At 44.1% G+C, this 19732-nt stretch carries 15 protein-coding genes; 4 read left to right on the plus strand and 11 right to left on the minus strand.

Annotation, left to right across the window (positions count from 1 at the left end; all coding sequences use genetic code 11):
- Positions 1-7 precede the first annotated feature (7 nt).
- Positions 8-580, plus strand: coding sequence for an RloB family protein (locus tag DW033_RS13775; RefSeq protein ID WP_122382840.1), 573 nt, complete (start codon positions 8-10; stop codon positions 578-580).
- Between the two features lie 83 nt (positions 581-663).
- Here the strand turns inward: DW033_RS13775 and DW033_RS13780 are convergent, their stop codons facing one another.
- The 5 genes from DW033_RS13780 to DW033_RS13800 form a co-directional block, all read right to left on the minus strand.
- Positions 664-1689 carry a glycosyltransferase family 2 protein gene (locus DW033_RS13780; RefSeq protein ID WP_122382841.1) on the minus strand — a complete coding sequence of 342 codons (1026 nt, stop codon included), beginning with the start codon at positions 1687-1689 and terminating at the stop codon, positions 664-666.
- A complete protein-coding gene (locus DW033_RS13785) occupies positions 1686-2576 on the minus strand; it encodes a lysophospholipid acyltransferase family protein (protein WP_122380506.1) in 891 nt (296 codons plus the stop codon). The genes DW033_RS13780 and DW033_RS13785 overlap by 4 nt, the downstream gene beginning before the upstream one ends.
- Position 2577: 1 nt before the next feature.
- Positions 2578-3912 carry a tRNA (N(6)-L-threonylcarbamoyladenosine(37)-C(2))-methylthiotransferase MtaB gene (gene mtaB, locus DW033_RS13790; protein ID WP_122382842.1) on the minus strand — a complete coding sequence of 445 codons (1335 nt, stop codon included), beginning with the start codon at positions 3910-3912 and terminating at the stop codon, positions 2578-2580.
- 331 nt (positions 3913-4243) lie between these two features.
- A complete protein-coding gene (locus DW033_RS13795) occupies positions 4244-5311 on the minus strand; it encodes a 6-bladed beta-propeller (RefSeq protein WP_005865567.1) in 1068 nt (355 codons plus the stop codon).
- An 85-nt stretch (positions 5312-5396) separates the two neighbouring features.
- Entirely contained in the window at positions 5397-7112 is a 1716-nt protein-coding gene (locus DW033_RS13800; protein WP_048928339.1) for a family 20 glycosylhydrolase, read from the minus strand.
- An 82-nt stretch (positions 7113-7194) separates the two neighbouring features.
- Here DW033_RS13800 and DW033_RS13805 point away from each other — a divergent pair, with 82 nt between their 5' ends.
- From DW033_RS13805 to DW033_RS13815, 3 genes are all read left to right on the plus strand, one after another.
- Complete coding sequence (locus tag DW033_RS13805; RefSeq protein ID WP_005855185.1) at positions 7195-8859, plus strand: AMP-binding protein; 1665 nt, start codon at positions 7195-7197, stop codon at positions 8857-8859.
- A gap of 165 nt (positions 8860-9024) precedes the next feature.
- Entirely contained in the window at positions 9025-9240 is a 216-nt protein-coding gene (locus tag DW033_RS13810) for a hypothetical protein (protein ID WP_005855187.1), read from the plus strand.
- 81 nt (positions 9241-9321) lie between these two features.
- Complete coding sequence (locus DW033_RS13815; protein WP_048928338.1) at positions 9322-11427, plus strand: outer membrane beta-barrel family protein; 2106 nt, start codon at positions 9322-9324, stop codon at positions 11425-11427.
- Here DW033_RS13815 and DW033_RS13820 read toward each other — a convergent pair.
- The 6 genes from DW033_RS13820 to DW033_RS13850 form a co-directional block, all read right to left on the minus strand.
- Positions 11422-12732 carry an NAD(P)/FAD-dependent oxidoreductase gene (locus tag DW033_RS13820; protein ID WP_048928337.1) on the minus strand — a complete coding sequence of 437 codons (1311 nt, stop codon included), beginning with the start codon at positions 12730-12732 and terminating at the stop codon, positions 11422-11424. The two genes, DW033_RS13815 and DW033_RS13820, sit on opposite strands and share 6 nt — an antisense overlap.
- A gap of 444 nt (positions 12733-13176) precedes the next feature.
- The gene (locus tag DW033_RS13830) at positions 13177-14022 is read right to left on the minus strand and encodes an AraC family transcriptional regulator (RefSeq protein WP_122382843.1); all 846 of its coding nucleotides are present in this window, start codon (positions 14020-14022) and stop codon (positions 13177-13179) included.
- A 351-nt stretch (positions 14023-14373) separates the two neighbouring features.
- Positions 14374-15795: a sialate O-acetylesterase gene (locus tag DW033_RS13835; protein WP_122382844.1), complete on the minus strand. Its 1422-nt coding sequence runs from the start codon at positions 15793-15795 to the stop codon at positions 14374-14376.
- Between the two features lie 82 nt (positions 15796-15877).
- Entirely contained in the window at positions 15878-17077 is a 1200-nt protein-coding gene (locus DW033_RS13840) for an AGE family epimerase/isomerase (protein WP_005865581.1), read from the minus strand.
- Positions 17070-18461: an MFS transporter gene (locus DW033_RS13845; protein ID WP_048928335.1), complete on the minus strand. Its 1392-nt coding sequence runs from the start codon at positions 18459-18461 to the stop codon at positions 17070-17072. The genes DW033_RS13840 and DW033_RS13845 overlap by 8 nt, the downstream gene beginning before the upstream one ends.
- 18 nt (positions 18462-18479) lie before the next feature.
- On the minus strand, positions 18480-19652 hold the full coding sequence (locus DW033_RS13850) for a glycosidase (protein ID WP_005865585.1): 1173 nt from the start codon (positions 19650-19652) through the stop codon (positions 18480-18482).
- Between the last annotated feature and the right edge of the window lie 80 nt (positions 19653-19732).

A 19732-nucleotide genomic window follows, 5' to 3' on the forward strand; every position in this document is an offset into this window, starting at 1 on the left:
CGGCCTTATGAGAAACGTTAGAAAGAATATTGCCACTAGACAAGTCATTCATATTGTGGGTGAAGGACTGACTGAATTGTTTTATTTCAGTCATCTTAAAAAGTTTCTAGGCTACAGATACTCTATATCTCCACGTCTGTTTGAGAATAATAGTATCGAGAAGATTGATAAAAAGATAAAGGAGCTTCTAAATGAAGATGTATTTGTAATCTGTGTTTTCGATGCCGATGTTAGCAGACGATCAGATGCTGAAAATAGGAAGATGGCAGCTCTGAAAAAGAAATATGAGAAGAATGGTAATGTTATTCTGTGCGACAGTTTGCAATCAATCGAATATTGGTTCCTTTTGCATTTTGAGGATACTTGCCGTCATTTCCTAGATTCAGCAGCTACAGAAAGGGCTTTGAAGCGCTATCTTCCAACATACGGCAAAACACGTAAATATCTGGAAAAAGATAGCTGGGTAAGGGATATGATTGCAGATGCAAAAATGATTAAAGCTTGTGAACTTGCAGAGAAGTATCAAGGTCGAGATTCATATAGTGAGATTTATAAAGCTATTAAAAAAGTAAAAGAATAGTAATCCATAATCTATTCTCTATCTTATCTCCAAGCTCTCCGGTCTTCTTTTTCTCCTTAGGGGAAGTAAGAAGGCCGGTTTCTTTATCGTCTATCCTTTATCGCTTTGAATGTCCTCTTCCTTTTTAGATAAAATGCCAGAATTAAACTGTCCCGCATAAGTTCCGGGATGGTGCTCAGTGTACTTTTCTCCAGATTCTCTTTACGCTTGGGCGCATATTCCGGCTTCAGCTGGTGATAGGCTTTCCGTGCCTCATAAACCGCTTTCGCATTTTGGATATGACCTTCCATCAGAAACTTAGCGGCGGCGATATAGTCCAGCCAAAAGCGAATGCGCATCACATGCTTTAAATCAGCTTCCCGGGAGTTCTTATAAAGCATCAGCAAACTATTCCGGAAATTGAGGAAGGTCTTGCGGGGACTTTCCGCGTTCAAGGTGGCTCCACCGACGTGGTAAACGATGGATTGTGGGACGCATACCAACCGATATCCCCGTGAACGTAAACGCCAGCACATATCGACTTCTTCTTGATGTGCGAAGAATCCGGCATCTAATCCCCCGACTTCCTTATACGTAGCCGTACGAACGAATAAGCAGGCTCCTGTCGCCCATAAGATATCGGCGGGAGTGTCGTATTGCCCCTCGTCCTTTTCCACGATATGCAAGATTCTCCCCCGACAAAATGGATAGCCGTATTTGTCAATGTATCCTCCGGCCGCACCCGCGTACTCGAAGTATTCTTTATTTCGTTGAGCCCGTATTTTGGGTTGGACACAAGCGATTGACGGATCAGAGTCGAGAGTGGCAATCGGGGCATCTAACCAATTGGGAGTAACTTCTACGTCGCTGTTTAATAAAACGCAATATTCATGGTCGAGCCTTTTGAGCGCTTGATTATATCCTTCGGCAAATCCGTAGTTCCGGTCGAGGCAGATAATGCTGACCGTGGGGAATTTTGCTTTCAACATCTCGATCGAGTCATCGGTAGAACCGTTATCTGCTACGATAACCTCCGCCCATTCCGGAGAGTTGGATACGACGGAAGGAAGGAATTCCTCCATTAGCTTTCTTCCGTTCCAGTTTAAGATGACAATCGCTACTTTTTTCATCCTTGTTGCTCATGTTTATGTTTCCAACGTTTATGGGTCCATAGCCAGTAGGCCGGATCACGCAAGATCATTTTCTCTAAAAGTCGTGCGTATCGCTCGGTGATGTAATTCTCCGGAGTCTCTTTTGGATTCTCCGTAATCAGCTTCATGTCTACGGTGTAATATCCTCTTTTTACCTTTTGGGTATCGAGGAAGATTACAGGCAGGTTCAGTTTCCGTGCGATACGCTCCGGACCGGTTAATATGGCTGTATCTTGATGAAGGAACTCGGTCCAATAATGCAGGTTGGCCTTGCTGGGTGTCTGGTCCGCCAAGAAGATGACGACTGATTTGGTTTTGTCTTGTTTTAACTTGATGATATCCCGTATCGTATCGTTTTTCTTGATGCCGAAAGAACCGAACTGTGTCCTGAGATCGGCGAATAGCTTATCAAAGGCCTTGTTGTTTAACGGACGGTATATCTGATAGATGCGTGAGTCCTCAAAACGGGTGGTCGATCCGGAGAACCATTCCCAGTTGCCATAATGCCCCATCGTGAGGATGAAGCAAGTATGGCCTTTCGCCATAAGTTGGTCAACCAATTCCGGGTTCCTCAGATAAGCACGCTGTTGTATCTCATCCAGAGAGATATGGGCTAGTTTAATCGTTTCTACGATATAATCGGCGAAATGATGATAGAACCGACGTTCTAATTGGCGTAATTCTGCCTTGGATTTATCCGGGAAAGAGGCGGTTATATTACGGCGCACTACTTTTACCCGGTATCCGGCTATCTTATAGATAAGGACATATAGGATGTCTGATAACACGTATAAAGCTCGCATGGGAAGTAAGGCGTGTACTTTTACCCAGCTATAAAGAAAGGCATATTGTATTTTATCCCACATCTTAGTTGACGGTTGATGATTGATTGTTGACTATTAATGCGGTGCGATCCTCATTCCAGCCGCCTAGTACGACTTTGCGGGTCTCATTGACCAAAGCGGCATCATAAGGGATTTCTACCTTTATATAGTTCTCGGTGAAACCGTGCATCTTGCCGTCTTTCTTGGTGTGTTCGAATAAGACATTCGCTTCTTGTCCGATATGGGCCTCATAAAAGGCATGAAGTTTCTGGTCTGAGATATCCAAGAGTTGTTGACTGCGTGCGTGTTTGGTCTTTGGGTCTACTACATAATCGATCTTCAGCGCTTGGGTACCCGGGCGTTCCGAATAACTGAACACGTGCAGTTGGCTTATATCCAAGCTATCGATGAATTGGCGGGCCTCCTCGAAGTACTCGTCTGTCTCGCCACGGGTTCCAACGATTACGTCTACGCCAATGAAAGCATGCGGCATTACTTCCTTGATCTTTTCGATCTTATGACGGAAAAGAGCGGTGTCGTAACGGCGGCGCATTAATTGCAAGACAGCATCGCTACCGCTTTGCAAAGGAATATGGAAATGAGGAGCGAAACGTTTGCTATGGGCCACGAAATCTATGGCCTCGTCGGTAATCAGATTCGGCTCGATGGAAGAGATACGATAGCGTACGATTCCCTCTACCTCATCCAAAGCACGGATTAAGTCGATAAAGGTTTCGTCGGTACTTTTGCCGAAATCCCCGATATTTACCCCTGTCAATACGATCTCCTTTCCTCCTTTACGTGCGACTTCCTGCGCCTGTTCCACCATGCTGGCGATCGTCCCGTTCCGGCTTCTTCCACGGGCGAAAGGAATGGTACAATAGGAGCAATAATAATCGCATCCATCTTGTACTTTCAAGAAATGACGTGTACGGTCATCGGCCGAGCAAGAAGGGGAGAAGGAACGTATATCCTTGCTTTGTGAGGCGATAACAGTTCCTCCGTGTTCTTTTTTTTCTAGGTTCTCTAGATATTGAAGGATATCTAATTTCTGTTCGGCGCCAAGAACCAAGTCCACGCCTTCTATATGGGAGACTTCCTCCGGCTTCAACTGTGCGTAGCAACCGGTCACCACGATAAAAGCGCCGGGGTGTTGCTTGCTGATCCGACGGATCGCTTGCCGGCACTTCTTATCGGCCAGTTCCGTTACGGAGCAAGTATTCACCACGCATATATCCGCTTTCTCTCCGGGGCGCACCTTGCGTACCCCTTGTTCGGCTAATAGCTTTCCAATGGTAGAGGTCTCCGCGAAATTTAGTTTGCAACCCAGCGTATAATAAGCGGCCTTTTTATTGTTAAATACGGTCTGATCTATCATTTTCGATTTAGTTAGAGTGCAAAGGTACTAATTAAGCCCGGATTAGTAAAGAGTTCGGATTGAGATGGACTTAAAAACTCTTTACTATTGCATAAATAGTTTTCCGGAAGCCTATCTATTCTTCTTTACTATTGGATATATTCTACAAACCACGTCGTGGTCTGTGCGATTCACGTCGTGGTCTGTATAAACCATGACGTGGTCTGTAAAAACCATGCCGTGAACTAAGGAATAGATACAGTCAAGCAACATTATTTATGAAGACTTGTTATCGAATAGTCCTTGCTGCGGCCTTGTTTTGTTTATTGTGCCGATAGAGGAAATACGGCAACTAGGGCTCCACTAAGATTAATACCGGATTGTTATCATTCTCGGGTTGCTCCCAATCGATTAGGTAACGGTTGTCGTTTGAGATGTATTTGGGAGTGAAATAGGCTTCTTCGGGAAGTTCAAATGAGTTTTCCGGGTATATGAATTGTACATAGGCTAATTGCTTCTCCGCTATATCATAATATAATGTATAGGTATCTTTATCGGAGAAGTTATGCATATAGAGCCGGTCTCCGATTTGCCCGGGTATGACAGGGATCGTCTTTGTCCTGAACAGGTCGTTTTTTATATCGTCTATCGTGATATTATAACGGAGTTCCTCGGGCGTTCGGTATTTACCTAGATCGAGGACGGCATAAGGAGTTAGCTTCATGTCGTTGGAAACTTTAAATATCGTATCGCAGAACAACTCCTTAAATGCGGCAATCTTATTTCCGTCGAAAGGACGGAACTCATAGGTAAATGTCATGACGAAAGGAGGTTCTGTATAAGATTTATAGTAAGGTATGCTATCCGATATGACTGTATCTTGGCAAAAATAGAACCGAATGGGTGCGTTGCCAGAGAGGTTGGGTACGTGACCTAGGATAACGTTCGTCTTAGGGAGTGGATAAAATCCCCGGATGTTCTTATCCGGAATTTGAATGGTTTGGTGGAATTTCCCTTGCCAATCGTATACCTTTATTCGGATGGGGCTATCTTTTATATAAATAAGATGATCATGAGGTTCTAGTCCGGATATACGACTAAACTCATCCGGACCTCCTCCTTGTTTGCCGATATCGTATAAATATTTTCCTGCCAAGTCGAAAACAGAAGCTCTGTTATCATGCTGCACCAATAGCTTATCGCCGTGTTTAATAATGCGGGAGATGTATTTGATCAAGATTGAGTCATTCGTTTGCAGAGGGATGAATTGGATGGATTTCGCCCATTTCTTTAAGGCTACTTCTTGAGGTTGATGGTCAAAAACAGTTGCTAGGTCAATTGTTATACATTCCTCTGATTTCTCGCTTGTGCCGGTACAAGCGGTTAGTAATATCGCAAATATAATAAGCCATTTATTCATAAAAATATCTTTGTCCTAAAGTTAATAGGACAAAGATATTTAATTTATTTCGAAATATTCGTAATATTATGAAGATTTTGTACTGTTATTTCCAATCCACTAAGGATGATTTAAAATAGTTCCAATCGGCCTTTTCCCATAAGGGGGCTTGCGCGCCAAGTCTTACTTTATATTCGTCCCAATGTGTGTTCTCTACTTTGGACCAACCTTTTTCGGCGACACCAGCCAAACGGGGCATTAACAGGAATTGCAGATCTCTGAAATTGGTGATCGTCTCGCACCAGATAGCGGCTTCTATACCCGCTACATCTTTTTGAGGATTCTCTACAGTTGGGTTGAAGGTCATTGGGTCCCAGTCGTACATTTCTTGGATCGTTTGTTTCTCGTAGGCGGCCATACCCAGACGTTCTTGCTCCGCGTTTTGGGTGGAGTCCGCACTTGGTTCCAGATATTTATGGTCCAGATAAACGTAACCGCTCGGCGAGAGAATCACTTTCGCTTTTTTGGATATACCAAGTCCCGGATCTTTTGGTGCCTCTTTCATGAATTCGGCGAATAAGGCCATGATCTCTTTATATTCGGCAGGTATATTATCTTTTTTCTTAGAAGAGTTCTCGCTTTTTTGCTTCAGATAAATCCAGTGCTGGATGACATCGCCTTCCGAGATATCCGCACGGGCGGTTTCTTGCCAGCCGACCATTTTCTTTCCATTCTTCAGTACGATTTCCCGTGTCTTATTTATAAAACGGACGAACTTATCATGGGGTAAGCCGATCGCCTCGTCGCCTCCGATATGAATGTAGTTTCCGGGTGCTAAAGCGGCTAGCTCCGCGATAACATCCTCCGTAAATTGCATCGCTTTCGGATCGTCTACGTCGAGGGCATTGAAGGCCTGCCCCGGGATGTTAACCTTGGTCTTGAATTTGACAGCGTTCTTGAAGTCCGGATAAGCGGCGAATACGGCAGCTGTATGCCCCGGGATATCTACTTCCGGGATGATCGTGATGAAGCGTTCTTTCGCGTAATTAACGAGATCCTTGAACTCCTCTTGCGTATAATAGCCTCCTTTTCTGCCGTTGTTGGGAAGTTGACCTCCTATTTCCGCTAGCTCGGGATATTTCTTGATCTCGATACGCCAGCCTTGGTTATCGGAAAGATGCATATGCAGTACGTTCATCTTATATAAGGCGACCATATCGATCACTTGTTTCACTTCCTCGGGATCGAAGAAGCAACGAGATACATCGAAAGAGAGTCCGCGCCAAGCGAAACGAGGTGCGTCCTTCACTTCCAGTAGCGGTAGATAAATCTTCTCGCCTCCGGGTTGTAGGTTACTACCCACGATTTGTTTCAAGGTAGTGATACCTCGATAGATACCTTCTAGGGTAGTGGCCTTGATGTAGATGTTTCTCTTTTGGATGGAGAGGGAGTAAGACTCATCTACGGGGACACTATCTTTCGGACTCAATCCATAAGCTTTTGGCAGGTCGGCGAACTCTTTCGGATCTGTCAACTCGAGGAAGATGATGCAATTCGATTCTTTGTCTGAGGCAGAAGCCAGCTTGATGCCGGACAACTTTTCTATCTCGTTGGATAGCAACTCGCCCATACCCTTTAAGGATTCGTCCGCATAACCGATCTCGATGCCGGGATGGATCGTGAATGTACCTTCGCCTACTGTCATTTGGGCCGGAGCGGGGATAATGCTTACGCTTCTTTCTCCAACATCTGGGGATGAACAGGCGATAAATGTAATAAAACTACAGAGGGTCAATGCCCATGCGAGAGTGATTCTTTTCATTCTTATTTTAAATTTATAGGTTATATCATGGCAAAAGTAAGGATTTGTTTTTACTTTTACGCGAATTTCACAAAAGTGTGCTATGATCAAAGAGAATTTCATTAAGATTTACGAGGAGAGTTTCAAGGAAAACTGGGCCTTGCCGGCATTAACGGATTACGGGAAAAGTAAAACCTTTACTTTCGGTGATGTAGCAACGGAGATCGCACGTATTCATCTTTTATTCCATGAGTGCCAAGTCCGTCGTGGAGACAAGATCGCGTTGATCGGTAAAGACAGCTCCCGTTGGTGCATCGCTTATATGGCGGTTGTTACTTATGGGGCGATTATCGTGCCTATTCTTCAGGACTTTAATCCGAATGATGTACATCATATTATTAACCACTCGGAATCTGTCTTTTTGTTTGTTAGCGACCGGATTTGGGATTCTTTGGAGGAAGATAAGATCGAGGAGGTTCGCGGCGTATTCTCTCTTTCTGATTATCGTTGCTTGCATCAACGGGATGGGGAGAATATCCAGAAGTTGATGAAATCGCTGGATGAGAAGATGACCGAGAAATATCCGGATGGCTTCACCCAAGAGGATATCAAATACGCTGAGTTGGATAATGACAAGGTGGTAGAGATCAACTATACATCGGGTACGACCGGATTTAGCAAAGGGGTTATGTTGACGGGGAATAATTTAGCCGGAAACGTGACGTATGCCCGGACACTGGATCTATTGTTCCGGGGTGAACGTGAGTTATGTTTCCTGCCTCTGGCCCATGCCTATAGTTGCGCTTTCAATTTATTGGTACCCATGGCATTCGGTGTGCATGTCTATTTATTAGGTAAGGTGCCGTCTCCTAAGATCTTATTAAAGGCATTCGAGGAGGTGAAGCCGAACTTGATCTTGATGGTTCCCCTGATTTTGGAGAAGATCTATAAGAAGATGATCCTTCCTCAGTTGAATAAGCGAACCTTGAAGTTGGCCTTGAATATCCCACTGTTGGATTCACGTATCTATGCGCAGATCCGCAAACATTTGGTGGATGCCTTGGGAGGACGTTTCCGTGAAGTGATCGTGGGGGGCGCCGCCATGAATCAAGAAGTAACGGATTTCTTGTATAAGATCAAATTCCCGTTCACGATCGGTTATGGTATGACGGAATGTGGCCCGTTGATCAGTTATGACCATAATAATGAGTATGTGCCCGGTTCTTGCGGACAGATCTTGAAAGGGATCATGAAAGTCCGTATCGATTCGGAAGACCCTTATAATAAGGTAGGCGAGATTCAAGTATCGGGCGAGAACGTAATGAAAGGCTATTATAAGAATGATGAGGCAACCCAAAATGTCTTCACGGAAGATGGCTGGCTAAGGACTGGTGATTTGGGTACGATCGATCATGACAACCGTATTTTTATACGTGGACGTAGCAAGACGATGATCTTGGGCGCTAGCGGACAAAATATTTATCCGGAAGAGATTGAATCCAAATTGAACAATTTGCCATTCGTGATGGAGAGTTTGGTCGTGGAGAAAAACGGGAAATTGATCGGGATGGTGTATCCGGATTACGATACGGTGGATAGTACGGGTATCTCGCATACGGATCTTCCAGTTATCATGGAACAAAATAGGATAGAGTTGAACAAGCTCCTGGCTCCTTACGAAACGATCTCGGAGATACAATTGTATCCGACAGAATTTGAGAAAACACCGAAGAAAAGCATTAAGCGTTACCTATACAGTAATTATTGATAAATAAATAGAAAGCAAACGCAGCTAATATTCAGCATATTGTAAAAGCGGTAGAAAATAATTCAAAAAAAAACGTCTTATGTTGTACAACATATATGATTAATACATACATTTGCATCGTTTTACAACAACAAGATATTATAGACCGTTTAAATTAAGAACAAAATGAAAAAGTTAGTTGCATTTGCTGCTGTTATCGCAGCTGTATCATTCGCATCTTGTGGCAACAAATCTGCTGAATCTACCGAATCTGTTGCTGAAACAGAAGAGGCTACTGTAGTTGAGGAAGCTCCTGTAGTAGAAGAGGATGCTGCCGCTACTGATTCTGTAGCTGTTGAGGTTACTGACTCTGTTGCCGTAGAAGCTGCTCCTGCTGAATAATAATCAGTAAACGAGTTTTGAGGACAGTCTGTATGCGTTGAACATACAGACTTTTTTTGTTTATAAACCATAGATAATGATATGAGACAAATTTTACTTCTTCCATTGGCCGCTCTATTGGCTATGCCGGTATTCTCGCAGACTCCTGCCGATACGACGCTTACGATCCGGAACATAGAGATTCAGGGTACCCGTTTCGCCGGGTTGAGCGAGAGGGGCGGGATGAAAATCTTGCGGGTAGATAATAACTTGAGTAGCGTTACCAATACGGCGGCGGATGCTTTTCGCCAATTGCCTTCTGTCATAACCGATATGGAAGGAGCCGTTACATACAGGGGCTCCGGTAATGTCGGGATGCTTGTCGATGGAGTTCCTTACGGTTTGCTGGAAGAATATAGCGGTGACGTGCTGATCCAACTTCCCGCCCTGTTCTTTAACCAGATCTCATTAGGGGCATTTCCTCCGATTAATGCGGTGCCGGATGGTGACGCGGGCATACTCAATCTGGTGCCTCGTATGTATGGAACGGGAGATTCCCCTCTATATGTTACGCTTGGGGCGGGATGGAATGAGCGATATAACGCAGGAGCGGTATTGAATTTGCATCCCGGAAAATTCCATATCAACGCGAAATACAATTATAGGAGGGAATACCGGGAACGATCTTTCAGCAAATCGACCGCGACCGCTAAAAACCGGACGGAGATGAATAATAATGCCACGGCTCGTCCGGACGTACATGTGGCGGATATGAAAGTAGACTATGATCTTTCCGCGAAAGACCGGATCACCGTGCATGGCCTGTATCATTTGATGGATTATAGCCGGTATGGACGCATTAACAACCGGGTATTCAACCCGAAAGGGGAGCAAATGAAGTACGTGATCCGTAACCGGTATAACGACCAGCGCCAGGAAGCTTATGCCGCCGAAGCGTATTGGAACCATGAGATTTCGGAGAATCAAGGTTTTTATACCGTATTCAACTATAATAATTTCTCGTATGATGAGGATAATGATTTCAAGAATGAGAATCCTCAAAACGGGAATATCATCTCGGAGGATAACCAATTTATCGACCATACGAAACATAATTATTTCTGGGGATTTGGATATGGGCAGGAGATCGATGGTTGGGATTTCAAGCTTGGTTATATAGGTCGTGCGCGAAACGAGGATTATCTGACGGCTGCTTTTGATAAGGTGGACGGTAGTTTTGAGTTAAGTCCGGCGAAATCGTATAATTACGATTTCAACCGTTATCTGAATTTGATCTATGCGGACGTGGTTAAGAATTGGGGCGCTTTTAACGCGGAGATAGGGATACAGGCGGAATTTAGTCATTTTAAGATGAATGAGTTTAGCCCTTCTTGGATCAACGACCCTTATTGGCAGGGGATAAAAGGCAAAGAGAACAAGAGTTCTCGTTTTCATTTGTATCCTCGTGCCCGTTTTACTTATGAGGTGAATAAGAGCAATCGTTTAAGCTTGAGTTATCAGCAACGGGCGATTCGTCCGAATGGCAGCTATTTGTGCTCTTTCTTGAATAACAGTGATCCTACCCATATCATACAGGGGAATCCGGACTTGAAGGATGAGTTTATACATAACGTAGAGCTAGGATATCAGTTTTCGGCTCCCCGTTTTCGTTTGACTCCGGCTATTTATTACCGGAATCGTACGAATCGTATCATGGAGATCGCTGGCCAAGTAAATGATGAGACGGTTTGGAAGAAAGAGAATATCGGACATAGCCAAGCAGTCGGAGCCGACTTGTCCGGTAGCTGGAATCCGGTACGTATCTTGACGGTCGGTTTCTCCGGGGATATCTATCGGGACGAGATCGATGGGCGTACGGTAGGCTATGGCGAGAAGAAATCCTTGGTTTGCTGGGATGTCAAGGGGAATGTGAACGTAAGTATTACGCCGACTACGGATTTTCAGGTAGACGGCTTCTACGTTTCCGACCAGCTTACGCCTCAAGGTAAGATCAAAGGCCGTTATAGCGTAAATGCCGGTCTCTCTCAATATTTCCTCAATCGTAAATTATGCGCGAACTTAAGTATCAACAATATATTCGATAGTTTAGAAGAAACAACGATTATTGATGCCCCGAACTTAGAAATGACGCAAAAGCGCAATCGTGATGCCCGGGTAGCTTGGCTTACGTTGACTTATCGTTTATAAAGTAGGTTCCGTGCCCTGTGTTCCATCTTGTTTGTGCTTTTGGATGAACAAGATGAAACGCATGGAACGGTCGTACGTGAAATAATTCCAGATCCAGTCGATCAGTACAATTAGCTTATTCTTGATTCCTAAGATGGAGCGTAAATGTACGAGCATCCAAACCAACCATGCCGTAAATCCGTGTAATTTCACCTTATTTAAATCGGCAACCGCTTTATTCCTGCCGACAGTAGCTAAAGTTCCCAAATTCTTATAATGGAAAGGTCTCGGTTTTTTTAGAGCCTCGATCCGTTGTAGATTTTCGGCTAATAACTCACCTTGCTGAATCGCTACCTGAGCGACTTGCGGATGTCCGTTCGGGTAATCCGGTTCTGTCATCCAGCAGACATCTCCTATGGCGAATATATTGGATAAGCCTTTTACTTGATTACATTCATTGACGATAATCCGTTCCCCCCGGGTCAAGAGTTCTCCTTCGATATGATCGAAATGAACCGCTTTCACACCACTTACCCAAAGTAAGGTTCTAGTGGGTATGGTTTGTCCGTCATCTAAGAAAACGTTCCCATCCTTATAGTCCACGACACGCTTCTGAAGAATGATGTTAACGCCCATATCCTCAAGGAAGCGTTTAGCGTTGGAGGAGGCTTCCGGAGACATGGCCCCTAGTAATTTAGGGGACCCTTCTATCAGATAGATATTCATATGAAAGTTTCCTAGATCCGGATAGTCTTTCGGCAAAACAAACCGTTTCATCTCGGATAAAGCGCCGGATACTTCTACACCTGTAGCCCCTCCACCTACAACAACTATATTTAGCAAAGCTTGCTTCTCGTCCGGGTCCGTACAAGTAGTCGCTTTCTCTAAATTAATTAATAAGGTGTCTCGTAAAGCTAACGCCTCTTCTACCGTTTTCATGGGTAGAGACTGTTCCTCGATCGTTTTGTTTCCAAAGAAGTTGGTGATAGTTCCAGCGGCGATTACAAGATAATCATATTCCAATTCGCCGATGGAGGTTTGAATGGTATGCCCTTTCGGATTGACGCCATATACCTCTGCCAACCGGAAGTAAAAGTTCTTTCTCTTCTGGAATATCTTTCGATATGGAAAGGATATTTCATTATATTCTAAGCCGGAGGACGCTACTTGATAAAGCAAGGGAGGAAACTGGTGATAGTTGTTCTTGTCGATTAAGACTACTTGAAACTTGCTCTTTTTCAATTTCTCAGCTAGTTTTAACCCTCCAAATCCGCCCCCGATAATTACGACCCGCTTTTTGTCTGTGTAAGGAATGTTGAAGCCCATGATCTAAACGCTTTTCCTATATAAACATAGAAAGAAGCGAATTGGTTCTTCCTTTAATTATTAATGTATGTAAGTGGGTTGAGGCTTTATTTACAGGAAGGTTTATCGTGTTTCGGGGAAATACGTTTCTTTACCTTCCGCTTCAATCGCAAAAACTGCAATATGGAAAGTATACGCATCAAGATTATGAATAAGATAACCCCTAGCAAAATATAGCAAATTATCGGCGATGTCATTTTACCCTCTTCTTTACAAATTTTATCCCAGTCTTTAATTTGGAATAGTAAAACATTAAAAAATATGGTGGTCATTATACACTATCTTTTATTAGATCATCCATACGGATAGGTGTCTAAAATCAATGAGGCAAAGATAAATGAGCATAACTTATTAGGAGTTATACAACTTGACAATTTAAATGTATATTCTGATAGGGGGTGTTTTCTACAACGATTTAAGTTTTTTCCTTAGCTCCGTGGGACTATATCCAAAGCGTGCCTTGCAAAATTTGTAGAAATGCGAATGCGAGGAGAAATCGAATTCATCTATTATGTTCTTAAAATCATCCTCGCTGTTAGCTATGGCGACCAATAGTCGTTTGGATTTCTCTTGCATCAGCCATTCGTAGGCTGGAATACCGAAAACTTTTTTTAACTTCATCCGAAAGGAATTTACTCCGTAACCTATCATTTGAGCTAGATCTGTTACTGTTTTAGCTTTTATATAATTCTCGGCGATGAGTCTCTCAAACTCTGCTGAATGCGTACTTGATAAATAGAAAAAGTAGTCTAATTCCTCTTTTCTATAAAGCTTTTTCAATAAGTAGAATAATTCCGTTCTCTTTAATTCATACAAAGGGTAGTTCAGGAAATTATTTTCAAGATATTGTCCGACAAGTTCTAGAAAACCGTATAAAGGTTCCACTATTTTCAGCTCTATCCACTTAGAGATAGGTTGAGGTAATATTCCGTACGGATGTTGGTAATACGGTAACTCATTCATCGTTAAACTGTCAAAAAAGAAAATGATGATTTTTGAACCTAGGGTGATATCATATGTATAATTTTCAAATGATCTTAGAAAGATCATATACTGTTCACCGATTGTTTTCTTTTCTTCTTTAGTGGAATATATAGTTATGGATCCGCTTAAGATAAAAATAATCATATCGCTGGATAAACCAGATAAGGTTTGTGTTATTTCCTCTGACATCAATATGATACTAAAGCCAGCGTGTAAGATTCGGTTTTCAGATGTTTCCGGAGAAATTCTGTTAATAAGCTTGTTCATGAAATTATTGTTATTTAGTTTGTTATACAAATATTTCCCCCTTCAGTAAATCTAGATGCAAAAAAAGCGCAATGTATTAGTATGGTCTGTATACAAACTATCATTTTTTGTATACATTATGATATGAATGAAAAATAAATAGGAATCAGAGGAGGTCTCTGATTCCTTGTAAAATAAGATCTCCCATTTTTTTATGGGAAGAATTAAGTTTACTAATACTTTAGGAGGGTAATTTCTATTATCACAATAGAATGAAATAAAAACTAAATACGTCTTACAAATGAAAATAAGACATTACGTATGAACAAGCTTGAATATTATAACGTATTGTGTTTTATTTTCTAAGTCGTTTTATTTATCCGTGCGGAATGGAAGCACCGGTAATCCTTGTATGTTTTGCAAGTTGCCAATTTGGAAATTCCGGAAACCATAACCAGCGGCTATTGGGGCTTTTACGCCCGGAGCTGAGATAATAACGGTTTTCTTGTTAGCGTCTATAGTTGCGTTTGCCTTGTGGAAACGCATGTCTTTTCCGGCTATCTCGAAGCCTATGATCCCGTTATCTCGATTGAAGCCATCTTCCGCATTCTTGAAAAAAAGAATGATTTTATCTTTATCTATTTCCATATGATCGTATTGGGGGCCCTCACAAGCGATGGTTGTATAACCATAGGTTTTGTTTAGAGCCATATAACAAAGACGCTCACCGATCTTTTGTTTCTCTTTGGGGTGTATTTGCCGTTTCTCGTAATCCTGTACCAGATCGTTTGTGGAAACAATACCGCTATTGGGGATCAACCGGGTGGCTTTGTATTGCTCTTCACGAAGGTACGCGGCTTGGTCTCCTTCTCCATATTCGTAAGGGGCGATTTCTACCAGATAGAAAGGTAATTCTCCTTGTCCCCATAATCCTCTCCAATGTTCTACCATTGTCGCTAGGCGTTTAGCGTAGTCCGGGTGTCCGACATTTGACTCTCCTTGATACCATAGGAAACCTCTGACCGTATATTTGCTGGCTGGTTTCAGCATTCCGTTATACATGATCATGGGTTGTAGCATCGGATGGATTTTCTCATCGTTACCCGCTAAGGATAGATCGATATCGCTATAATTCCGCAGGATGTCTTTGGGCAACCAACCTTCCACTGTGGAGCCGCCCCAGCTACAATTGATGATACCTACCGGCACGTTCAACACCTCGGTCAACAGGGTTGCGAAGAAATAGGCGGTAGCTCCGAACTCCGGGGCGTTTCGCGGATCACATACTTTCCATTCGCCACCTACCGGATAATCTTTCGGTTCCAAGGCTCCGACCCGTTGGATCGTAGCGTAACGGATCGAGTTCTTATATTTCCCGGATGTAGCGATAGCGTGGTTACCTCCCTCGATAGGGCAGTGCCAGAAACCTCTTAATGGCATTTCCATATTAGATTGGCCGGAACCGAACCATACCTCGCCGATCAGAAGATCATGCAAGACAATCTTGTCTTGTCCATTCTCTAATGTTAACTGTTGCTTTTCGAAACTGGCCGAGGGCGTCTGAACCCAGATTTCCCATCTGCCTTGATCGTTTACTTGGGCCGTGTATTCCGTATTGTCCCAAGAACTACGGACTTTCAGGCTTGAATTTGGGGTTGCATTTCCCCAGAGCCGTACTTTAGTGGCTTGTTGGAGTACCATGTTGTCGCCTACCAAAGCTGGCAGCTTGATCTCGGCCCGGAGGTTCACCAAACCGAGAAGGAGGCCGATCGCCATCCAATAGAATTTGTTCATATCGCTTGTTTTTTTTGATGTCGGAAACTTCCGACGGTTGTTAATCTGATAAAAAAGAGCCGGCAGGCGGTCTTTCGGACGGCTATTCGCCGGTAAGTCGTTCGATAATCTCCATACACATCCGTCCGTTGTGATAGGGACATTTCCAGAAACCGGCCTTGTCATCCTCGCGATTGATCTCGTGATCGAGCGATACGCTCCAATGCCATTCCCCTTGTTCCTTGTCGATCAAATAACGCTGAATGAATTTCCAGCATGTATAGGCTGTGCCTAAGGCAGGCTCATCTCCGAAATGTTGATACAAGTTGAAATGACCCACTACATTCTCGGCTTGCACCCACCAATGCAGGTCCGTGTCGGCTTTCTTCTCATCCGGGTGATACTCGTAAATGAGGCTACCGTTCGCTAATAACCCGTCTTCGGCCGCTATCGCTATCTTTTGAACCAAAGGCTCTACTTTCTGAAGGATCTCGTTGTTTCCCAATTCGATAGCGGCCTCATGCAGTAACCAAGATGCCTCTATATCATGACCGTAGGAGATGATACGGTATTTGCTTTCCCAATCCTCGTTGAAAAAGAGGTTTAAATGATAGGTACGGTGATCCAAAATCTTGTCGGTGAAAATCAGGATCAAGTTTCGGAGTTGTTTTTTGAGGTGCTCGTCTTTCCATACCCGGTACAAGTTGGTATAAGGTTCGAGGATATGCAGATGGGTATTCATTGTTTTTTTCTCATTCTCATCCTTGTCGCTGAGTCGCATATCCTCTATCAGTTTCCAGTCTTTCGTAAAGGCTTCCATATAACCGTTCTTTTCCGGGTCGAAACTATATTGTTCGATCGCCTTGAAGAGACGGATCGCATAATCCAACGCTTCTTTATCTCCGGTAGCCCGGTTGTACTCGCTTAATCCGTAGATAGCGAATCCTAAGGCGTAGATTTGCTTTTTGGTTTGCACCGGTTGACCGGTATAGTCTAATTCCCAGTAAATACCCTCGAATTCTTGGTCGTAGAATTTATCGATAAGGTAGCGTTTTGCACGGGTCGCCGTTTCCAGATATTCCGGCTTTCGTAATAAACGGTATGCGGCGGAGAATGTCCATAGGATACGGGCGTTCAAGATGGCGCCTTTAGGGGCATGTACGACTCGTTGGCCGTTTCCCGTGATTTGCCCATGGAAACCACCATACTCATTATCAATCATTCGGTTCATCCAAAAAGGGAGGATATTGTTCTCTAGCTCCCATTGAACCTCGTTTTGTAAATCTTCGGTGATTTTATTCATTTGTTTCTTTTCTTTTGGTTTCTAATGTAGCGGTGATTTCCTTCATCTTTGTCTCGCTAAGCGGATAGAAAGCGATAAATACAACAGACAGGATCGTACCTACGGCCGGTAAGAAACTGAGGAACATCTTGATTCCGCTAATCGTTTCCTCGCTTTGTACGGTATTGGCCTGAAATCCGAAGAAAGCGAGCAGCCAGCCTGTGATAGCCGTGCCGATCGCCCATCCGAATTTCTGGCTCATAGACGAGGAACTGAAGATCAATCCTGTGGCACGGTTCCCGGTTTTTAGTTCTGAGTAATCCGTGCAATCGGCGTACATGGACCAAAGTAAGGGGAAAATACTACCGGCGCAAATACTGATGAACACTTGGAACGTGAATATCAGGGCTAGATCCGTCTTGTCGAGCCAGAAAAAGAGGATGCTTAAGACCGAGGCGATCAGCATGGAGCCCATATAGGTTCTTTTCTTTCCGATCCGGTTGCTTAATGGGGCGGCCAAGATTACTCCGATAATGTTTGCCGCCTGTCCTACCGCCAGATATAATCCGCTTAAGACGAAGGAGACTCCGAAAAGAGATACATTGGCATAGGCTTCCTCAACGATAAAGTATTTGAAATAATATACGGTAGCCCCGTCGCGGATGGAATTGAAAACCAGAGCGGAGACACCTGCTCCCAATAGTATCCACCAAGGCTTGTTGCGCAATAGGTCTCTCAAGTCATCTTTTAACGAGCCTTGTTGCTCTTTAATCGGTTTTACCCGTTCTTTTGTCCATGCGAAACATCCATAAAAGAGAATGGCGCACAGGATAGCGATAACTACGACCGCTAGGGTCCATCCATGTTGTTGATCCGCCAATTCATCGCTATTTTCGCTAAAGAAGCGTACCATCGGCATGAATAGCAACAGAGCTATAAAGCTACCGATATAAGCGAATACCATTCGATACGTAGAAAGGGTATTGCGGTCTTGTGGCAACGGGCTCATTACTCCAAGCAGGGATGCGTAAGGCACGTTTATAGCGGAGTACACCATCATCATCAAGGAATAGGTGATATAGGCATAGATCAAATTACCTGTTTGTCCGAAAGAAGGAGTCGTGAAAGTGAGCACTCCGATAGCGGCGAACGGGATCGCCAGCCAAAGCAAATAAGGGCGAAATTTTCCCCAGCGTGTTTGCGTACGATCCGCCGCGACGCCGACAATCGGGTCAAAGACCGAGTCCCATATACGAGTTATCAAGAACATCGTACCTACGGCTGCTGCCGGTAATCCGAATACGTCCGTATAGAAAATCATCAAGTAAGCGCCAAACAGTTTCCAGAACATGGACGATGCCATGTCCCCGAAACCGTAGCCTATCTTCTCTGTTAGTTTAATCATATGAGTGGTTTTTGTAGGTTATTTCAGGAGTGGAAGATTTCGATCGATCAGCTTTTTCAGCGTCTCGACAGATGCGGTCGTAGTCAGCCCGTCGGCCGGAGTGTTCATGCAGTAATCTACCAATTTATCGATTGTGGATACAGCCACGTGCATACGGGTATCGGAGGATGCGTAGTAAATATATACGGTTCCATCCTCATCCGCGATCCATCCGTTAGAGAATAAAACGTTGGATACATCGCCGATCCGTTCCTCATTTTCCGGAGCCATGAAATAGCCGGCGGGTGTGGCGATAGGTCTCGTGGGATCTTCCAACGCGGTCATATACATATAAAGCACGTAACGTAATCCGGCGGCGCATCCCCGTACGCCATGGGCGAGATGTAACCAGCCTCTCGGTGTTTTGATCGGGTGGGGGCCTTCGCCATTTTTCACTTCCTTGATCGTATGGTAGTAACGTTGGTCGATGATGGTTTCTTCCTTGACTTCGGCGTGCGTGATATCATCAATCAAGGCCCATCCGATACCACCGCCACTTCCCGCGTCGATAAATCCGTCTTGGGGGCGGGTGTAAAGGGCATATTTACCATTTACGAATTCCGGGTGTAATACGACGTTACGTTGTTGGCTCTTGGTCTTTAAATCCGGGAGACGTTCCCAGTTTCTCAAGTCTTTTGTCCGGGCGATAGCTGCCGTGGCGGTTGCCGAGGATAGATCTCCGGGAGCTGCGTTCGGGTCATGGCGCTCGGCGCAAAAGATTCCGTAAACCCAGCCGTCTTCATGAGCGGTTAGGCGCATGTCGTAAATATTCGTGGCCGGGACAAGATCGTCCGGCATGGTTACCGGGTAATCCCAAAAACGGAAATTGTCTACTCCGTTCGGGCTTTCGGCTACGGCGAAGAAGGATTTACGGTCGCTTCCTTCTACACGTACCATTAATATATATTTACCATTCCATTTGATTGCGCCGGAGTTCATGGTTGCGTTCATGCCGATGCGTTCCATCAAGTAGGGGTTTGTCTTTTCATTTAAGTCATATCTCCAGAAGATCGGGGTATGTGCGGCTGTCAGTACAGGGTGTTGATAACGGGTGAAGATTCCGTTTCCGTCTTCTAAAGGGATATTTTTCCGGCTTAACAAGGTTTCGTGTTTAGCGAAGAGTTCGTTTACTTTTTCTTGAAATTGTTCCATGATGTTTTTGCTTTAAATGATATTATCAGATGGTGGGAGACGGGGCACGCCCCGTCTCTACAACTGGATATGACGTGATT

This window comes from Parabacteroides sp. AF39-10AC (assembly GCF_003635405.1).
Classification (GTDB): domain Bacteria; phylum Bacteroidota; class Bacteroidia; order Bacteroidales; family Tannerellaceae; genus Parabacteroides; species Parabacteroides distasonis.